Consider the following 17,571-nt stretch of genomic DNA (forward strand, 5'->3'; position numbering starts at 1 on the left):
AATTTTAAGTGTATTAGTTCCGACTTCATCTGACACTTCAGCTTGATCTGAGGAGAGTTACCCGTTTTGATAAAGGTGTCGAATCTTTAAATCAAAACGGGTAACTCTCCATGATTCATACTAACAATCCCATCATCAAACACAAAGCCGGTTTATTAAATCTGGCAGAAGCGCTGGGCAATGTATCCAGAGCCTGCAAAGTGATGGGAGTATCGCGAGATACGTTCTATCGTTATCAGGAACTCGTCGAAACCGGCGGCATTGATGCGCTCATTGACAAAACACGGCGCAAAGCGAATGTCAAAAACAGAGTCGATGAGGCAACAGAGCAAGCGGTTATTGCGTCTGCAATAGACCAGCCAGCCTTTGGTCAGCATCGCACGAGCAATGAGCTTCGTAAGCAGGGCATCTTCGTCTCAGGCAGTGGTGTGCGCTCCATTTGGGTCCGTCATAACCTGGAGAACTTTAAAAAACGCCTCAAAGCGCTGGAAGCAAAAGTCGCACAGGAAGGGATTCTTTTAAATGATGCTCAGGTCGCTGCCTTGGAAAAGAAACAGCACGATGATGAGGCCTGTGGTGAGATAGAAACGGCTCATCCCGGCTACCTGGGATCGCAAGATACCTTTTATGTTGGCAACCTCAAGGGCGTTGGTCGTATTTACCAGCAGACGTTCGTGGACACGTATAGCAAAGTCGCCTTTGCAAAGCTGTATACAACGAAAACGCCGATCACGGCGGCCGATATGCTCAATGATAAAGTCTTACCGTTCTTCGAACAGTATGAGTTGCCCATGCTAAGAATACTGACCGACAGAGGGACTGAGTATTGTGGTCGCATCGACCAGCATGACTATCAGTTGTATCTGGCGATCAACGACATCGATCACACCAAAACTAAGGCGATGTCGCCGCAGACCAATGGTATTTGTGAACGCTTCCACAAAACGATTCTGAATGAGTTTTACCAGATCACTTTCAGGAAAAAGCTGTATGATTCGATAGAGGCGCTCCAAAAAGATCTGGACGAATGGATCAGCTACTATAACAATGACCGAACCCATCAGGGTAAAAATTTGCTTAGGGCGAACACCCATAGAGACATTGCTTGATGGAAAAACGATTTGGGTTGAAAAAAACTTAGCTCAAATCTAACCTGACAGACACCGGTAAAAGACGGGTAACTGTCAGATCAAGTCTGAGCGAGCCTGTAAATCTAACTGTGTAAATGCCATTTCGGGTTTACAGGTAATTCGTTAGTCTATCTTCAAATTCAATAATAAATCGATTTAATGCCGATTTCCAATTACGAATCGGCATGCTCCACTTTTTAGAGGCTTCTTGGATGGCTAAATAAACGACTTTCTTTGCGGAGTCGTCATTTGGAAAGCGCTTTCTATGCTTGGTTGATTTTCGAATCACGCTATTCAGCGACTCAATCGCGTTGGTTGTATAAATCGCTTTTCGGATGTCGCTTGGGTAAAGAAACAAGGTATTTAAGTTTGCCCAGTGTGACCGCCATGCACGGCTAATTAAAGGGTATTTTTCATCCCATTTTGTGGCAAAACTTTCCAACTCAAGCAGCCCTTCTTCTTCAGTCGCAGACTGGTAAATTCGTTTCAGATCTGTCGTTACTTCGCGGTAGTCTTTCCAGGGAACAAACTTCAGTGAGTTTCGTACCATGTGGACAATACAGAGCTGTATTTGAGTCTTTGGAAAGACGGTGTTAATGGCGTCAGGAAAGCCTTTCAGCCCGTCCACACACGCGATCAGGACGTCATTCACGCCCCGGTTGTTGAGTTCAGTGAGTACGCCCAGCCAGAACTTAGCCCCTTCATTCTCTGTGATCCAGAGTCCTAACAGTTCTTTATGACCCTCCATAGTCACGCCTAACGCAAGGTACATCGCCTTATTGATCACCTGTTTGTCTTGGCGAATTTTGAGCACGATACAGTCCAAATAGACAATGGGATACACCTCATCCAGTGGTCGTGATTGCCATTCGGTAACCAGGTCTAGAACACCCTCGGTGACTTTAGAAATCAGCGTCGGCGAGACGTCTGTATCGTAAAATTCACTGAGGGTATCAACGATGGTTCGTGTGGTCATTCCTTTTGCATACAAACTCAGAATTTTACTGTCCAAAGCGGGTGTGCGCGTTTGGCGCTTCTTGATAATTTGCGGTTCAAACTCACTTTGACGATCACGGGGTGTGTTAATTTCTAACTCACCCTCATCCGTTTTCACTGTCTTTTTAGTGTAACCATTACGGCTATTCGTGCTGGGCTTTGTATCATGACGATCATAACCAAGGTGGTCATCTAGCTCAGCATCAAGCGCTTTTTCATAGAATGATTGGCGCAGCAGTTTGGTTAATGCAGCAATATCTTCTTCCGAGTTGAGGCCTTGAGCGGCCTCTTTAGCCAGGGCTTTTAATTGTTTCTTATTCATGTGATCTACTCTAACAGGTTAGGATTAGGCAGATACACAGTTCAATTTACAGCCTCGTCTGAGCTAGTACATTTTAAGGTTCCCGCAAACTACATAATCTCCCTCCTAGCCCACTAGAGTTCTAAATAACGAAAAACTCTAAAGCCCTTTTGCTCGGTGACCTTGAGGTAGAGGTGTTCAAGGAAAACTCAATCCGCCTCTTTAATATCCTCATACCATCGCTTCATCAAGAGCGCTCTTTGTTTTGTCACTGGCACCATGAGATCTGAGACGTGTCCGGCCCTTATAGCCGTGTAAATTTCCCCCTCTTTGTCCGCATAGATCTTGTCCATCAGTGCAGAGTTGAAGGCCCGCGCTTCATCTCTACTTTTTATCCAAGCCAGTTGGGCCGTTTTTAACGTGTCCTTCTCTGCAGCATTGAGCACTGAGCGCAAGCGGCCATAGTAATAATTGAGTTCTTCATCCCACTCTTGGTAATACCTGACAAAACACGCAACGGCTCCGGACCCTCCGCCGGAAGCATCAAGGCATAATTGTCGCTGAGCGATTATAGACTCCTCAAACATGGTGGCCTTTTCAAAGCTGCGAAGACTAAGATTATCATCACCGGCAAATAGGTCGCCTGAAAATAATAGAAAAATCACAAAACACATTCGCTTCATTGTAATATCCTTATTTTTATGACTTAAAGTTATTGCATAGTAGCAAGTGATTAACACCTTTAGAACACTTTAGGTCAAGTATTAACGTTCACCTTTTTGGTTGGATGATACTGGTTAGAAACTAAGATTGATAAGTTAGCGGGACAGTAAAGAGGTCTTACGCTATCTAATAGCTGCACGATAATGATCGTCTACAGAGAAGGTTTTATTAGAGGCTTGATACTGCAGTACTGGGCGGTTTGACCTTCTTAACCTCGTACATTTTTTGGTCTGCAATATTGATCAAATCTTCAATATTATCACCATGCTTTGGGTAAATGGCCACACCAATACTCGCGCCGACTTTCAACGCTTTGCCTTCAATATTCATCGGTTGACCAATAATTTTTGCATATTTATTGGCGATACCTTCAACCTTGGTGATATCTTTTTTGTCTAGAATAAGCCCCATGAGATATTCATCACCGCCTAAGCGTGACAAATGGTCACCTCTGCGTATGGCTAACTCAAGACGCTTTGCGATGATTGTCAGGGTTTCATCGCCTGCGTTATGGCCGTATACATCATTGATTTGTTTAAAGCCGTTGAGGTCGATGAATAGAATAACTAAGATCTTTTCTTGAATGCGGGCTTTATCAAGCGACTCATTCAGTAGCTTCATCATGTAGCGACGGTTTGGGAGTTCGGTCAATGCATCATGGTTCGCCAGATATTGGTTGTCATGTGCTTCTGCTGACTTTTGCTCATAGGCAAGCTTTAGCGACTGCTGGAGTAAAAAGTTTTCTTTTAGGTATTGATCACGAACGTACTGGGTTACAAATCCAATAACGGATGCGCACACCAGGAAAAAACAGTTAGATAGAACCGTCGGCAAAAAAGAATTTGGCTCCCCAGCATGTTTATAAAACTCTACATAGACATACAGTCCTATGATCGTAAAAGCACTGAGCGACACCGATAACAGGTTTAAGTAAGCCCATGAAAAAATGGCCATAATGACTAGTATAAGACCTGCAAAATAGATATCGGATGCCTCATCTGTGGGACTGGATATGAGAATCATTAGGTTTATACTGACACCGGCCAAAAAGTAAGGCGTTGCTTGTACAAGGTGATAGTATTTGGAAAATTTGCTGGTAAATGAAAAGACAATAGCAAAACCTAAACTCGCTATAACAAACAGTCTTATGACGAAAGCTTCGTATACAACCGATGGTAGTGCATAAATATCTATCACAATAAAGGCTGAATACAAGAGTAGCGCCAATACAGACATTACCCGCGTAGATCTTATCTTTTCAGGGGTAAGATACGACTGATAATCCTTTTCCATCGAACTGGGGATATGGGTGGTTTTAAGGGTCATTATATTTTTTATTATTGGGTTTTGAGCAGTATAAAACCCATAGGTACATTCTTCAGGAATTTCAGATAAAAGGGGAGCAGTGTTTGCGCCATATTATCTTTGCCCAAGCTAGCTAATTAATGCTCGAATGGCGAAGCGCTCTCGAGGCGCAGTTAAAGGTGGGAAGTTTGGGCTGGTTTAATAAGTGATTACCGTGGCAATTGCTTGATCAGCTCCGCAACTTCCAGAGTCTTGATATCATCATCACCAAAGGTCAGCTTGCTGGCCGCTAAGGCTTTTTCATAATAGTCTTTGGCAATGGCGTATTCTTTTTTCATAACGTGCAGCGCGCCTAATTGCTTAAAAGTGGCAATAGTCCCCGCATGGTTTAATCGTTTGTATTCCACTTGGGCATTTTGCATGCCTTCGAAGAAACCTTCCTCATCGTCTGGCTTTATGTCAACCAGCTTGGTCGATAATGACTGCTCATAATAGTGTTGAGCCTGATCGTATTGCTGCTCTGCTTCAGCGATGGTTCCGAGTTTGAAGTAGGTGTGTGCAAGGCTATACGGGCTAACTTTTTTTAGTTGCTTCTTAATGTCTAATGACTTCAGGTAGTGGGCTTTTTCTTCAGCTTTATTACCAGCAAGCGCGTGTAAGCTTGCCATTGCCTCATACATATTGGCGGTTCCAATGGTGAATTCATTGCTATCGCTGATTCTCTGATCTACCAGTGTTTGATAGATGCTTAGCGCTTTGTTGTGATTACCTTGGACGACGGCTTCTTTGATGGCGAGCTCTTCCTTACTCTTTGACATGTCACCAAAAAAATCGGGATATAAATTACTGACGATGAGTCCGCAAATGACCGTGGCGATAACACCATAAAAGATTATGTTTGATTGGCGGTTTGTCATTTAATCACTACTTCGTTGATATCAGTTGGTGTTCTTCGAGGCTAAATCTTTAGCGAACGGCTTAGTCATACTTTAGGCACAGCATGTGCAAGCACTAAAATAATCGACCAGTATAAATACTTTGCTCTGACTTCACACCTGATAAAAGCGCATCAGCTGTACATCAACATTAGAAAGGTGATGAGGGGGTAAAAGGGGATTTGGGAGGAGCATCAGCCCGAGTACTTAAGTCCTCAGACTGATGCGGAGATATGCATGCGATATAAGATTTTACTGGATTAGTTGGCCCGAGCTCTAGCCATCTCTTGCTGACGCATTCGCTGCTTTTCCCAGTGTGCCTCTCTGGCGCGTTTCTGTTCAATCACTCGTTGACGTTGACGCTCTTGGTTCTGTGCAATTTGCAGCTGGCGTTGTTTAGCATAGGCTTCTTGCAAACGTATCTGTTGAAGCTTTGCTTGTTTGCGAAGTTGAATCTGCTGGCGCTGCTGCTGCGTCGCTTGGTGTTTTGCTTGAGCTGCCGCTTGAGTATTAGCAACTTGTGGTGCAGGTCTTGCAGCTTGCCTTGGTGCCGGAGTTGCTCGTGAAGGCACATCATCTAACCACAGCGCGGCATAAGCTTCCTGAGAAATCTCCATGGTCGTCTGTGGCGGGCTTACCGGAGGTCGCTGGGAAATAACAACGGGAGCAGGGGGCGGAGTACTTGGCCTTGCCGCTACTTGAGGCGCAGCTTGCGGCTTTTTCGCGACCTGAAATGAGTTGTATCCATGCTTTTGCTTTTTAATCAGATTAAAGCGGCTACCGATAAAGCTGATCATTTCACGGTTGTTACGGTTATTGATATGCGGTGCGCAAGCCGAAGCGCTACCCATGTAATTAACGCGGGAGTTGAGCTTCGCTTCCAAGTCCTGGCAGTCAGTTTTACACGTGCCATAACTGGTTAATAAATCTTGAGCGGTCTGTACATCCTGCGTCAGTGCAGCGGCGTGGCTCCACTCGCAGCTAGTATTGTTAGCCTTGGCGGCCACCGAAAACACTAAGCAGGCAGACACGATAAATAGGCGTTTTATCTGATGTTTCATTACGAAACCCCCTTCAGAAAATCAGAATTTTAGAACAAGCTTGGGGATTATACGTTCCCCTTAGCCTTAGATTATGCCATCGGCCTTGAGCTTAGCAATTATATCAGACGAGTAGCCAAGCCCTTCCAGCACAGAGTCGGTGTGTTCGCCAAGCTCTGGCCCTAACCAACGCGTGCCGCCCGGCGTTACACTCATCTTTGGAACCACACCCGGAATATCAATCGGCGAGCCATCGGGCATGGCATGGCGCTCAATCATCTCTCGGGCGCGGTAGTGCGGGTCTTCATAGATATCTTTAGCGGTGTAGATCTTGCTGGCAGGCACTTCGGCTTGCTCCAGCGCATCCAATACGCTGTCGATATCAAACAGCATGGTCCACTCGCTAATGGCCTGATCAATGGCATCGGTATGAATCACGCGGCCATCGTTTTGCTCCATTTCAGGGTTATCTGCCATATCATCACGACCCATTAAGCGCATCAGTCGTTTAAAAATACTGTCGCCATTGGCAGCAATAATCACGTATTCGCCATCCTTGCAGGGATAGGTACTAGAGGGCACGATGCCGGGTAAGCTGGCCCCGCTGCGCTCGCGAATAAAGCCCGCTTGCGCATATTCCGGAATCAAGCTTTCCATCACGCCAAACACTGATTCATATAGCGCTACATCAATAAACTGACCTTGGCCGGGATGACTTTGCAGGTGATGCATTGCCATCAATGCGCCGATCACGCCATACAGAGAGGAGAGGGTGTCACCAATACTAATACCGGTACGCACCGGCGGGCGGTCGGGAAAGCCTGCCAGATAACGCATACCACCAATCGATTCAGCAATCGCCGCAAATCCCGGACGGCTACTGTAAGGGCCGGTCTGGCCATAACCTGAAACACGCACCATAACGAGTGATGGCTTAATCGCGGATAAGGTTTCCCAGCCTAATCCCCATTTTTCCAGCGTGCCGGGGCGGAAATTTTCAATCACGATATCCGCATCTTTCACCAGATCGCGCACTACTTGTTGGCCTTGTTCGCTGCGTAAATTGAGGGTGATGGATTTCTTATTGCGGCTGTGAGCGTACCACCAAAGTGAAGTGTCTTTGTGCAGCTTGCGCCATTTACGCAGCGGGTCGCCAGCCTCAGGGGATTCGATTTTGATAACTTCTGCGCCGAATTGCGCGAGGATGGAGGCAGCATAAGGCCCCGCGATCAGCGCACCAAGTTCGAGAACTTTGATATTGCTGAGGGGGCCGTTTGTGCTTGTCTTGCTGTCTGTCATGGGGAATCTCAACGATTGATCATCCCCAGACAATACCTTGTCAGAACCGGTTTGTCATGCCTCGACTGAGGGCATAGCGAGCCGGTAACTGTGTCACATTAGCTAGCTGTTTTAGGGCTCTCGCCAGCAGCGACTTGATCCGCTGTCGGCTCCAGTTGTTCAACCGGAACCACGACGCCTTGCTCAACTAACTCTTCATACCAAAGGTCATGATGCTCTTTCGCCCAGTTCGCATCACAAGAGCCGGTCTGCATCGCTTCAAAGGCACCTTCCATGGCAATCGTACCCATGTAAATATGGCCTAATGAACCGGCCATAATACCAACCGCTGAGATGCTGTGTACCCAATGCGCAAAGGTAATATTATTGCGGGTGCGTCCATAGCTGGTGAAGTCCAGAATCTGTGTGAAATCCAGTACTAAACCACTGGTAACCACAATGATTCCAACCAGCACGGCGATCCAATACCAGCCCTTTTCACCGGCATTGTAACGACCTGCCGGAGCATGTCCGCCCAGCAGTCCACCGCCTTTAACGATCCACTTGAGATCGACCCATTTCGGGAAGTTTCCCTTCATAAAGGTGAAGGCAAGCACCACTAAAGCAACCGCAAAAGCAGGGCCGGCAAAGTCATGAATGCGCTTCATCAGCAGCGTCAGCGGTCCGCCAATTTCAGGGCCAATGTAGGGAATAATCACAAAGCGCCCAAACATCAGCACGGCACCGGTAATTCCCAGCGCCACAAATAAGATGGCGGTGGTCCAATGCACATAGCGTTGAAAGCGGGTAAAACGTTTAATTTTCTGTGTCGAGCGACCAGCTTTGATTTTAATTTTTCCGCGAACTAAGCGGAACAGTAAAATCGCAATAATCGTGAATCCCAACACTTTAGCCGCCAAGGGGATTAACTCACCCATGCGGAAGTGTCGCCAATCATCCCCGTCTTTATTGACCAGCACGGTGCTGTCAATGCCTTTGACCTGTGAGCGTACATCGCCATGGTCTGCGCCTTCACGGCCGCGCACGGCATTCCAAAGCTCAGCGCCGGGGTCTTGCTGGATTACTGAAGGGCCAGCTGCCTGAGTGATGGCTGGCAGTGTTAGCAACAGCATCAGGCTTAATAAAAGTATTCGCATACGTATCGCGCTCCTCGCCAGTGTGTATCCAAAATACGAAAAGCCCCCTTGTGCATAACACGCAAGGGGGCCATAGCTTGCCGCTTAGTTGCTTGCGTCAGGCTTCCATTGCTGCACGCCATCCACACCGGTTGCCCGTCCACTTAGGGAAGGGTTGGGTTGGAAGTTAGCTTTTTGCTGCAAACGGGTCTGGCTAAAGGCTGCCGCACCGCGATTGATTACGCGATCACGGTACACATCAGCGACCATGTTAGCGTCACCGGCCAGTAGTGCTTTAGTGGCACACATCTCAGCACACAGTGGCAATTTACCTTCTGCGATACGGTTGCTGCCGTACTTAGTGTACTCAGCAGGGCTCATGTCTTCCTCTTCAGGGCCACCGGCGCAGAAAGTACATTTGTCCATCTTACCGCGCGACGAGAAAGCGCCGTCGGTAGGGAACTGCGGTGCGCCAAATGGGCAGGCGTAGAAGCAGTAGCCACAACCAATGCAGGTATCTTTATTGTGTAAAACGATACCTTCGTCGGTGATTTCAAAACAATCAACCGGGCAAACTGCTGCGCAAGGTGCATCGGAACAATGCATGCAGGCAACGGATAAGGAGCGCTCGCCAGGCTCACCATCTTTAATGGTCACCACGCGGCGACGGTTTACACCGACCGGAATCTCGTGCTCATTCTTACAAGCCGTTACACAGGCGTTACATTCAATGCAGCGTTCAGCATCGCAATAAAACTTCATTCTTGCCATGATTTATTCTCCTAAGCTTTGCTAATACGACACAGGCTACACTTGGTTTCCTGCATTTGAGTGACTGAGTCATAACCATAGGTCATGGCCGTATTGACCGCCTCACCCAAGGCATAAGGGTCGGAACCGGCAGGGTATTTGCTGCGCAGGTCTTCACCTTGGAAGTGTCCACCAAAGTGGAATGGAGAGAACGCGACGCCCGCTGCCACACGACGAGTCACCATCGCTTTTACTTTGATCTTGCCGCCTTCCGGACTTTCAATCCACACATCGTCGCCTTCACGAATGCCATTGTTGTTCGCATCACGTGGGTTGATTTCAACGAACATGTCTGGCTGTAGTTCTGCCAGCCAAGGGTTGGAACGGGTCTCATCACCACCCCCTTCATATTCCACCAATCGACCTGAGGTCATAATGATTGGGAAATCTTTCGAGTAGTCTTTACTCTGGATGGAGTTGTAACGAGTCGGCAAACGCCAGAACGATTTACGATCTTCGTAGGTTGGGTATTGCTCAACCAAGTCACGGCGTGAGGTGTAAAGCGGCTCACGGTGAATCGGCACTGGGTCTGGGAAAGTCCATACTTTTACGCGAGCTTTCGCGTTTCCGTAAGGTGCGCAGCCGTGCTTAATCGCAACACGCTGAATACCACCGGACAAGTCAGTCTTCCAGTTAACGCCGGCTACTTTGTCATCAAAGTCAGATGGGAATCCAGCCTGAGAGGCTTCGCCAACTTCTTTGCCTTCATCACTAAGGATGTTAGCAACTTTACCGATTGAACGCTTTTCTTCATTCGTCAGGTCATCCGCCCAACCAAGGCTCACCAGCATCTTGTAGGTGAACTCAGGGTAGCCGTCTTGGATATCTGAGCCAGCGGACCAGGAGTCTTCTGCCAGAATGTTAGTGCCTTCGTATTCCACACCAAAGCGCGCACGGAATGGCATTCCACCTTCAGCGACTGTTTTACTGGTGTCGTACAAGTTACCAGAACCAGGGTGATTCATTTCTGGCGTGCCCCAACAAGGCCATGGCAAACCATAAGTATCGCCATCACAAGCGCCACCTTCGGCTTTTAGTGAATCGTAATCAAACGTACCCCAGTTTTGCTGGTGCTTCTTCAAACGCTCAGGGCTTTGGCCGGTGTAACCAATCGTCCACATACCTTTGTTGAATTCGCGGGTAACGTCTTCGATGACGGGCTCATTGCCTTTTACTTCAATGTTCTTAAACAGCTCTTTTTCAAAGCCTAACTTCTTAGCCAGCAGGTACATGATTTCATGATCTGGCTTAGACTCAAACAGTGGCTCAATGACTTTATCGCGCCATTGGATTGAACGGTTTGAAGCCGTCACCGAACCCGTGGTTTCAAACTGAGTGGTTGCTGGTAATAGATACACACCATCTTTACGATCGTGCATAACCGCCGTCACCGTTGGGTAAGGATCAACCACGACTAATAAGTCCAGTTTCTCCATTGCGGCTTTCATTTCCACACCACGGGTCTGACTGTTTGGTGCGTGACCCCAGAAGAACATGGCTCGCAGCGCGTCTTTTTGCGCCGTGTTTGCTTTGTCTTCTAAGACACCATCAATCCAGCGTGAAACCGGAATACCTTTGGTGAACATGACTGGCTCAGCCTTGTCCGGTAGGTTTCCATCTTCATCCGCGTAGAACTCATTTCCACTCTTATCATAAGCCGTGTTGTCGAAACGGTCTTTGATCCAATCGAAATCCAGATCCCAAACTCTTGCCCAATGCTTCCAAGAGCCTTCAGCCAAGCCATAGTAGCCCGGCAGCGTGTCAGCTAGTACACCAAGGTCAGTTGCACCCTGAACGTTATCGTGGCCACGGAAGATATTGGTACCACCACCAGATACACCCATATTACCGAGTGCCAGCTGGAAGGCGCAGTACGCGCGAGTATTGTTGTTACCAATCGTGTGCTGAGTACCACCCATGCACCAGATAAAGGTACCAGGACGGTTACGTGCCATGGCTTTTGCTGCGCCATACACTTTAGCTTCTGGTACGCCGGTTACGCGCTCAACTTCTTCCGGCGTCCATTTCATGACTTCGGCTTTGACATCTTCCATTCCGTACACGCGCTGGCGGATAAATTCTTTATCTTCCCAGCCGTTTTTGAAGATGTGGTACATCATGCCCCAGATAATGGGCACGTCTGTTCCAGGGCGAATTTGCAGGAAGTGATCCGCATGCGCTGCAGTACGGGTAAAGCGAGGGTCGATCACGATTACAGGAGCATTGTTCTCTTCTTTGGCTTTGAAGATATGCTGCATAGAAACCGGATGCGCTTCAGTTGGGTTAGAGCCGATGAGCAGAATCGCTTTGGAGTGATGAATATCATTGTAGGAGTTGGTCATCGCCCCATAACCCCAGGTATTCGCTACCCCGGCAACCGTGGTGGAGTGACAAATACGCGCCTGATGGTCGACGTTGTTGGTGCCCCACATGGCGGCCATTTTACGGAACAGGTAAGCCTGCTCGTTGTTGTGCTTCGCTGAACCTAGCAGGTAAACCGAATCAGGGCCGGACTCTTCACGAATCTTTAACAGCTTGTCACCGATTTCGGAGATCGCTTCTTCCCAGGATACTTTTTTCCACTTACCATCAACTAGCTTAGTTGGGTATTTCAGGCGGCGCTCACCGTGACCGTGTTCACGCAGCGTTGCACCTTTAGCGCAATGCGCGCCTTGGTTAAACGGGTGATCAAAGGCAGGTTCTTGACCAGTCCATACGCCACTTTTTACTTCAGCGATAACACCACAACCTACCGAGCAGTGAGTACAAATAGTACGTACTTCTTTGGCTGCGCTGCTAGCGCCTGGAGTGGTTGCTGCTTCTGCTTTACGCATCATGCCGGCGCTCAGCCCGGTACCCAAAATGGCACCACCGGCAGCAGTCAGACTAGAGTTGCGTAAAAATTCGCGGCGATTAAGCATCCAGCCACTACCGGGTATTTTGCACTGCGTGTCCGCATTGGCGTCCTGTTTGGCCGCACTTATTTTTTCTAATTTCATCAGATAATTCCTCGTGGTCGGCTTAGCTGGACAGTGTCCGGTAATAGGCTGCAACGTGATCGGTTACCCGGTAGCCTTTACGTGCTGGCTTTTCCTCTTTGGTCACTTCAATGGTTGGCTCTGGTGAAGCAGTCGCGGTACCGGTGGCGACTAAAGTGGCACCGGCTCCGGCGGCCACACTGCCGCGAAGGAATGCTCTGCGTTTGCTGTCGTGTGCTTCTGGTTTACTCATTAGCTTACTCCTGAATGTCCAGCCCAAAATACTGCTGTTCGAAATTGAAAAAGGCTGCGCCAAAGCGCGCCACTGCCTGATAAAACGATGCGGAATCGGCAGCACTCAGGTCGTCGAAAAAACGACCCAGCCATTTCAGCATATGTTGGGAGAAAAATTGTTGCTGCACATCGGTCGAACGACCTTCCTGTATCAACATGCCCATAACTTCACACAGTGCTGCCACGTGATCTTCCGGTTCTTTCACCGAAGGGTCGCGCTGATAGCCCAATGCGCTTAAGTGCTCACGTAACTCACCAAGTGGCTTTTCCATCAGGAAGCCAGTGAGATACCACGAGCCATAAGGCACTACTTCACCGCGCCCCAAGCCGATAAACAAGTCGTGATATTCATCGTCCACCGCGTCCAGATCCGTATGTTCCGCTGCCAGTCCCAGCATCGACATGGCAATGCCTAAGTCGTCGCTTTTCGTGGCCGCATCTTTCAGGGTGGTCGTGTGAGCAAGTAGCTCAGCCGTTGGCACGTTCCTTAGCAATGCGCCAAGCAAGGCATAGGTGCCCGCCCGGTACTGTTGTTCCGGTGCTTGTAGTGCAGTTTCATTAATAATGGGAATGGCCACGCTGTGCTCGGCGTTGGCGTCTTCTTGTTGTGCGTTTGTCAAAGTCATTCATTCTCCTCAACTCTCAAATTACTATGCAATCTGAGTGCCAGTATTTTCAGGAAAAAAGTCAGTAATACGGATGATAAGTCGGTAGATTTTCTCCAATCAATGACGATTTGTCGCAGTCGATGGGTCCGTTATGCCAGGTTGACCCATTGCTTCCTCATCTTGAACCACATCAATCACGCGGCAGTCTTCGCACATTTTCAGTCGATTCTTCGCGCGCTCGGTCTGGAACATGGCATGGCCTTGTAATTTACCCAGCATGTTCAGAATCATGCTTTGGCTAGCGAATGGTTTGCGACAAGTAATGCAGTGGAATGGCTTCTCTTCGTTAAGCAGTACCGGACGATTACGCTTTTCGCGATTGCTGATATACAACGGCTCCAGTGTAATGGCTTTTTCCGGACAACCGGTTTCGCACAAGCCACATTGCACGCAATTGGCCGTGTGTAATTTTAGTACGGGCGAGTCGCTACCGCCGCTCAAGGCTTGAGCAGGGCAGACCGTGGCGCAAGCCATGCATAAGGTGCAGCTGTCTTTATCGACTTTCAGACGACCAAATGGCGCGCCAGAGGGCAGTGGAATTTCATCTTCTGGCTGCGGCGCATACTTATATAAGTGATCCAGTGCCAAAATCCATTGCTGACGTTTATTGTTCAGGCCGCCTTGCGTGGCGGGCGGGAAGTAGGGCATGGACTCGCCGCTATCCAGCAATTCCTGAAAATCATGAGGCTGTGAATCGCTAGCCACGGGAATCAAGCGAACCGCGCTATCCGGATAACCCAAACCTGCTATCTGCGTATTGAGAATGCTCAGCTGATGGCGTAGCGCCTGACGCGAAACCTTTGGCGTGATGGCATCATCCAAAAGCAATATCTGCGAAGCACCAAAACTCAGTGCCACCGACCATAAATCAGCACCGGCACTGGCTAATTCTTCCAGCGCAATCGGCAGAATGTTTTCTGGCAGTGTGTTGATGTCTACTGCCGTATCATTGGCATGGAATAGAATGACTGGCTGCTCACCACCGGCATCCCGATAGCTTTTTAGCAAGCGACGTAACTGATCAACATAATGCGCAGGGGAAGGGTAGTTATAGCGAATCGCGCCAGTCGGGCAGACCGTTGCACAAGTACCGCCACCTTGGCATAACTGCGGCTCAACCTTGATGCGCTCACCAATTGAAATAATAGCCTCGGTTGGGCAGGCGTCGATACACAGCGTGCAACCATCCAGGCCACTGCGACTGTGCGCGCAAATATCGGCGTTGTATTCAAAGAATTTGGGCTTAGCAAAGCGACCTTCCAATCCACTGATATCTTCCAGCGCTTCGGCAAGCTCTGTTTTAGCGGTACTGAAATAACCTGGTGGTGGTACTTCGACCGTGAGTAGTGGCGCTTCGCTTAAATCCAGAATCACATCAGCGCTGAGTACTTCTGGCGCGGCGTCTGGGTTTTGTGGGTCGCTCAGGCTTAGGCTAAATTGGCCGAGCCAACCTTTAAGGCTGATATCGCGACCTTGCTGCAAGGTGACGATGGATTTACCTGCGGCAATATCCACGGCTTCAGTCAGTAGAATAGTGGGGTGCAGGCTATCCGGCAATTGCGTGGCAATCTGCAAGGCTTGCTGGCCACCGACAATTAGCACGCGACCTTGAGAATAGTACTCCACTTGGCTAGTTGGTGCGGAGTTGAAGTCTTGCAGGGTCTGCATGGCTGTGTCGCGGGCGGTGGCTGGCGTCATATTATTACCTTCGTTTGAGAGAGTTTTTTCTAATGCACGGCGAGCTTCAACCCCCGCCATGTGTTTCATATCACTGGTGACCAGATCGCCACGCGGCACGAAGCTGGTGTAGTCATCATCATAATCATCCAGCCCATCGCGCACATTAAATACGCTGGCTTTAAACATTTTGCGCAAGGCTAGTTTACGTATCTCGGCGCTCACGCCTGAGGACATAAAGCCGGTGAAGTCGGAGTTTTCGTCCAAGCTTTCGATGGGAGGCATATCCGCATCGGTGAGTGGCGGGGGTGTGGCTGTTTCACTGGTGCTTGATTCGTCGGGTGATGCTTGGTCGGAGGCTTGTGGGTTAGCTGCAGCGCTCTGATCTGCGGAGTGAGGTGCCTGATCTGCTGTTGGACTACCTTCTTCCGCCGGTGTTGCCGAACCTGCAGTTGTAGCGCCTTGCGACTTCTTATCAATCGGCGAAGTGCTATCAGCATTGTCAGCAGCATTTGTTTTATCTACGGATTGATCTTCCGCGTCATTATCTTCCGGCTTTGCCTCTGTTTTTTTGAGGCGTGCCCAGCGGCTTAAAAAGTTTTCATCATCAGTCTTTTTCATGAGGCTGGTTTCTCGCTGCCATGTTTCCAGTCTTTCAGTTTGCGCTTGAATCGTTTTTCTGGAAAGTAGTTATCAATCATATAACTTTCCATCCACTCATACAGCTCAGCAGGGATTTCAACGGAGTAGGCCTGATCCTCATTTTCCTGATACGCATGGGCTTCATCGAAGCTCATGCTCACTAAAAACGGTTTGGGAATGCCATCTTCCGCCGTGCGCGCAACGATGTAACAGCTGGGATTGGGAGACATCATATTGTGGTAATAGCTCTCGCACTCGTCACGGTGCAGGCTCACAGTCAGATTGGGATACAGATATTGCTCGATATCGCCATCGGTGTGTAGCAAGGTCATTTCAGTGGCTGCTTGCTTGCCGACAATTAAGCCAACAGCGGCCCAGTAAGCGTCTGCCCATCGGCTTACTGAGGGTCGTTTTTCCATAATGACAGAGATCGGAAATTGGGTTTTACTCACCTTACTATCCTCCTGATTGCTGTGTTCTTTGTTCTTGATTTATTCCTGTGCTCAGGAAGCCCTGAGCAAGTAACGTGCCAGCCACTAGTAGCGCGCTATGCGGTGATAACGCTGTTATCAGTATAGGCTTGATGGTTCATTTTGTCCCAACAGAATAAATAAAGTGTGTCATTCTGATCCGTTAGGCCGATTTTCTCGGAGTGATTCTGGTGTCGATTCCAATAGCACCGCTAAAATTCAGTCCGGCACGATAATTGCTGCACAAACTGAAAAAGACGCAGCCATCAGGAGAAGCGAAATGTCGATAGAAGTTCACGAGCCGTACATGAGTGTGCGTCAGGTTGCTGAATATTTGCATCTGAATGAAAAAAAGGTGTACGAGATGCTCAAAGAAGAGCAGATCCCCGCGACCAAAGTGACCGGAAAATGGCTGTTTCCACGCAATCTGGTGGATCGCTGGCTGATCGAGTCGGCACACGGTGGTACCTTAACCGATCGCTTGAATATTGCTGGCAGCGATGATCCCTTATTGTATCGCTTAGTGCTGGCCCACACCCATGAAATCAATTCACGCGGCATGGTGAACTACACGCCAACCGGCACGCGCATGGGCTTGCGCTTATTGCAGTCGCGTCGCATTGACGCCTGTTGCATGCATTGGGGGCCAAGTGAGGAAAGTAGTCTGCGCCATCCGGCCTTACTCAAGCAACATAAGCAATATCGGCAATGGGTGTTGCTACACTTATTCAAACGCGAACAAGGGATTATGGTGCATCCTGAAGTGATGGTGCAGATTACCGATACCGTGCAGTTATTTGAAGGCGAATGGCAATGGGTGCAGCGCCAGTCTGGCTCTGGTTCGCAGCGGTTTTTAATGGAAGTGCTGGGCAAATCCGGCAAAAATATTGATGATCTCAATGCCGTGGTCAATGCGCATTCTGAGCATGAAGCGGCCAGCTTAATTGTTATGCGCCAAGCCGATGCCGCACCGGGGCCACGAGCTGCCGCCACAGAAGCAGGGCTGGGCTTTATTAGCTTGGGCTGGGAGTCGTTTGATGTGGCGATGACACGGGGAATCTGGTTTCGTCATTTATTTCAGGCACTACTTAAACGCTTGCAATCGGATGAAGCACAGCGCATGGCGATGTTGCTGCAAGGCTATGATTTGTCAGCCTGCGGGAAGTTAGTTTGGGGCGATGAATAGTT

The 17,571-nt window shown here is 48.8% G+C and carries 14 protein-coding genes and 1 pseudogene; 2 read left to right on the plus strand and 13 right to left on the minus strand.

Going from position 1 to position 17,571, the window contains the following annotated elements:
• Positions 1-110 precede the first annotated feature (110 nt).
• Positions 111-1,152: pseudogene (locus LEUMU_RS24580) on the plus strand (IS481 family transposase).
• Positions 1,153-1,239: 87 nt separating this feature from the next.
• On the opposite strand, the gene LEUMU_RS0104105 reads toward LEUMU_RS24580, so the two are convergent.
• From LEUMU_RS0104105 to LEUMU_RS27770, 13 genes are all read right to left on the minus strand, one after another.
• Positions 1,240-2,448, minus strand: coding sequence for an IS256 family transposase (locus tag LEUMU_RS0104105; protein WP_022951004.1), 1,209 nt, complete (start codon positions 2,446-2,448; stop codon positions 1,240-1,242).
• Positions 2,449-2,636: 188 nt separating this feature from the next.
• Positions 2,637-3,110 (minus strand): lysozyme inhibitor LprI family protein, encoded by a 474-nt coding sequence (locus tag LEUMU_RS24585; protein ID WP_022951005.1) that lies wholly within the window; start codon positions 3,108-3,110, stop codon positions 2,637-2,639.
• A gap of 208 nt (positions 3,111-3,318) precedes the next feature.
• Positions 3,319-4,476: a GGDEF domain-containing protein gene (locus LEUMU_RS27765; RefSeq protein ID WP_084708029.1), complete on the minus strand. Its 1,158-nt coding sequence runs from the start codon at positions 4,474-4,476 to the stop codon at positions 3,319-3,321.
• Positions 4,477-4,664: 188 nt separating this feature from the next.
• The gene (locus LEUMU_RS0104120) at positions 4,665-5,372 is read right to left on the minus strand and encodes a tetratricopeptide repeat protein (protein ID WP_022951007.1); all 708 of its coding nucleotides are present in this window, start codon (positions 5,370-5,372) and stop codon (positions 4,665-4,667) included.
• Positions 5,373-5,650: 278 nt separating this feature from the next.
• A complete protein-coding gene (locus LEUMU_RS0104125) occupies positions 5,651-6,451 on the minus strand; it encodes a hypothetical protein (RefSeq protein ID WP_022951008.1) in 801 nt (266 codons plus the stop codon).
• A 66-nt stretch (positions 6,452-6,517) separates the two neighbouring features.
• The gene (locus tag LEUMU_RS0104130; RefSeq protein WP_022951009.1) at positions 6,518-7,729 is read right to left on the minus strand and encodes a CaiB/BaiF CoA transferase family protein; all 1,212 of its coding nucleotides are present in this window, start codon (positions 7,727-7,729) and stop codon (positions 6,518-6,520) included.
• Between the two features lie 98 nt (positions 7,730-7,827).
• The gene (locus LEUMU_RS24595; protein WP_022951010.1) at positions 7,828-8,865 is read right to left on the minus strand and encodes a formate dehydrogenase subunit gamma; all 1,038 of its coding nucleotides are present in this window, start codon (positions 8,863-8,865) and stop codon (positions 7,828-7,830) included.
• Between the two features lie 84 nt (positions 8,866-8,949).
• The gene (gene fdh3B / locus LEUMU_RS24600; RefSeq protein WP_022951011.1) at positions 8,950-9,615 is read right to left on the minus strand and encodes a formate dehydrogenase FDH3 subunit beta; all 666 of its coding nucleotides are present in this window, start codon (positions 9,613-9,615) and stop codon (positions 8,950-8,952) included.
• An 11-nt stretch (positions 9,616-9,626) separates the two neighbouring features.
• Positions 9,627-12,653, minus strand: a complete 3,027-nt coding sequence (locus LEUMU_RS0104145; RefSeq protein WP_022951012.1) for a formate dehydrogenase subunit alpha — start codon at positions 12,651-12,653, stop codon at positions 9,627-9,629.
• Positions 12,654-12,675: 22 nt separating this feature from the next.
• The gene (locus LEUMU_RS24605) at positions 12,676-12,885 is read right to left on the minus strand and encodes a hypothetical protein (RefSeq protein WP_022951013.1); all 210 of its coding nucleotides are present in this window, start codon (positions 12,883-12,885) and stop codon (positions 12,676-12,678) included.
• Positions 12,886-12,889: 4 nt separating this feature from the next.
• Positions 12,890-13,552: a TorD/DmsD family molecular chaperone gene (locus tag LEUMU_RS24610; RefSeq protein ID WP_022951014.1), complete on the minus strand. Its 663-nt coding sequence runs from the start codon at positions 13,550-13,552 to the stop codon at positions 12,890-12,892.
• Between the two features lie 99 nt (positions 13,553-13,651).
• Positions 13,652-15,892: a DUF3306 domain-containing protein gene (locus tag LEUMU_RS0104160; RefSeq protein WP_022951015.1), complete on the minus strand. Its 2,241-nt coding sequence runs from the start codon at positions 15,890-15,892 to the stop codon at positions 13,652-13,654.
• Complete coding sequence (locus LEUMU_RS27770) at positions 15,889-16,365, minus strand: DUF3305 domain-containing protein (protein ID WP_022951016.1); 477 nt, start codon at positions 16,363-16,365, stop codon at positions 15,889-15,891. Before LEUMU_RS27770 ends, LEUMU_RS0104160 begins: the two co-directional genes overlap by 4 nt.
• 298 nt (positions 16,366-16,663) lie before the next feature.
• On the opposite strand from LEUMU_RS27770, the gene LEUMU_RS0104170 reads away from it, so the two are divergent.
• Positions 16,664-17,569, plus strand: a complete 906-nt coding sequence (locus LEUMU_RS0104170; protein ID WP_022951017.1) for a helix-turn-helix transcriptional regulator — start codon at positions 16,664-16,666, stop codon at positions 17,567-17,569.
• Positions 17,570-17,571 lie beyond the last annotated feature (2 nt).

Origin of the sequence: Leucothrix mucor DSM 2157 (genome assembly GCF_000419525.1) — a bacterium.
Classification (GTDB): domain Bacteria; phylum Pseudomonadota; class Gammaproteobacteria; order Thiotrichales; family Thiotrichaceae; genus Leucothrix; species Leucothrix mucor.

Coding starts and splice junctions, on each gene's coding strand:
- LEUMU_RS0104105 (WP_022951004.1), bottom strand. CDS start 2,448: ATGAATAAGAAACAATTAAAAGCCCTGGCTAAAGAGGCCGCTCAAGGC.
- LEUMU_RS24585 (WP_022951005.1), bottom strand. CDS start 3,110: ATGAAGCGAATGTGTTTTGTGATTTTTCTATTATTTTCAGGCGACCTA.
- LEUMU_RS27765 (WP_084708029.1), bottom strand. CDS start 4,476: ATGACCCTTAAAACCACCCATATCCCCAGTTCGATGGAAAAGGATTAT.
- LEUMU_RS0104120 (WP_022951007.1), bottom strand. CDS start 5,372: ATGACAAACCGCCAATCAAACATAATCTTTTATGGTGTTATCGCCACG.
- LEUMU_RS0104125 (WP_022951008.1), bottom strand. CDS start 6,451: ATGAAACATCAGATAAAACGCCTATTTATCGTGTCTGCCTGCTTAGTG.
- LEUMU_RS0104130 (WP_022951009.1), bottom strand. CDS start 7,729: ATGACAGACAGCAAGACAAGCACAAACGGCCCCCTCAGCAATATCAAA.
- LEUMU_RS24595 (WP_022951010.1), bottom strand. CDS start 8,865: ATGCGAATACTTTTATTAAGCCTGATGCTGTTGCTAACACTGCCAGCC.
- fdh3B (WP_022951011.1), bottom strand. CDS start 9,615: ATGGCAAGAATGAAGTTTTATTGCGATGCTGAACGCTGCATTGAATGT.
- LEUMU_RS0104145 (WP_022951012.1), bottom strand. CDS start 12,653: ATGAAATTAGAAAAAATAAGTGCGGCCAAACAGGACGCCAATGCGGAC.
- LEUMU_RS24605 (WP_022951013.1), bottom strand. CDS start 12,885: ATGAGTAAACCAGAAGCACACGACAGCAAACGCAGAGCATTCCTTCGC.
- LEUMU_RS24610 (WP_022951014.1), bottom strand. CDS start 13,552: ATGACTTTGACAAACGCACAACAAGAAGACGCCAACGCCGAGCACAGC.
- LEUMU_RS0104160 (WP_022951015.1), bottom strand. CDS start 15,892: ATGAAAAAGACTGATGATGAAAACTTTTTAAGCCGCTGGGCACGCCTC.
- LEUMU_RS0104170 (WP_022951017.1), top strand. CDS start 16,664: ATGTCGATAGAAGTTCACGAGCCGTACATGAGTGTGCGTCAGGTTGCT.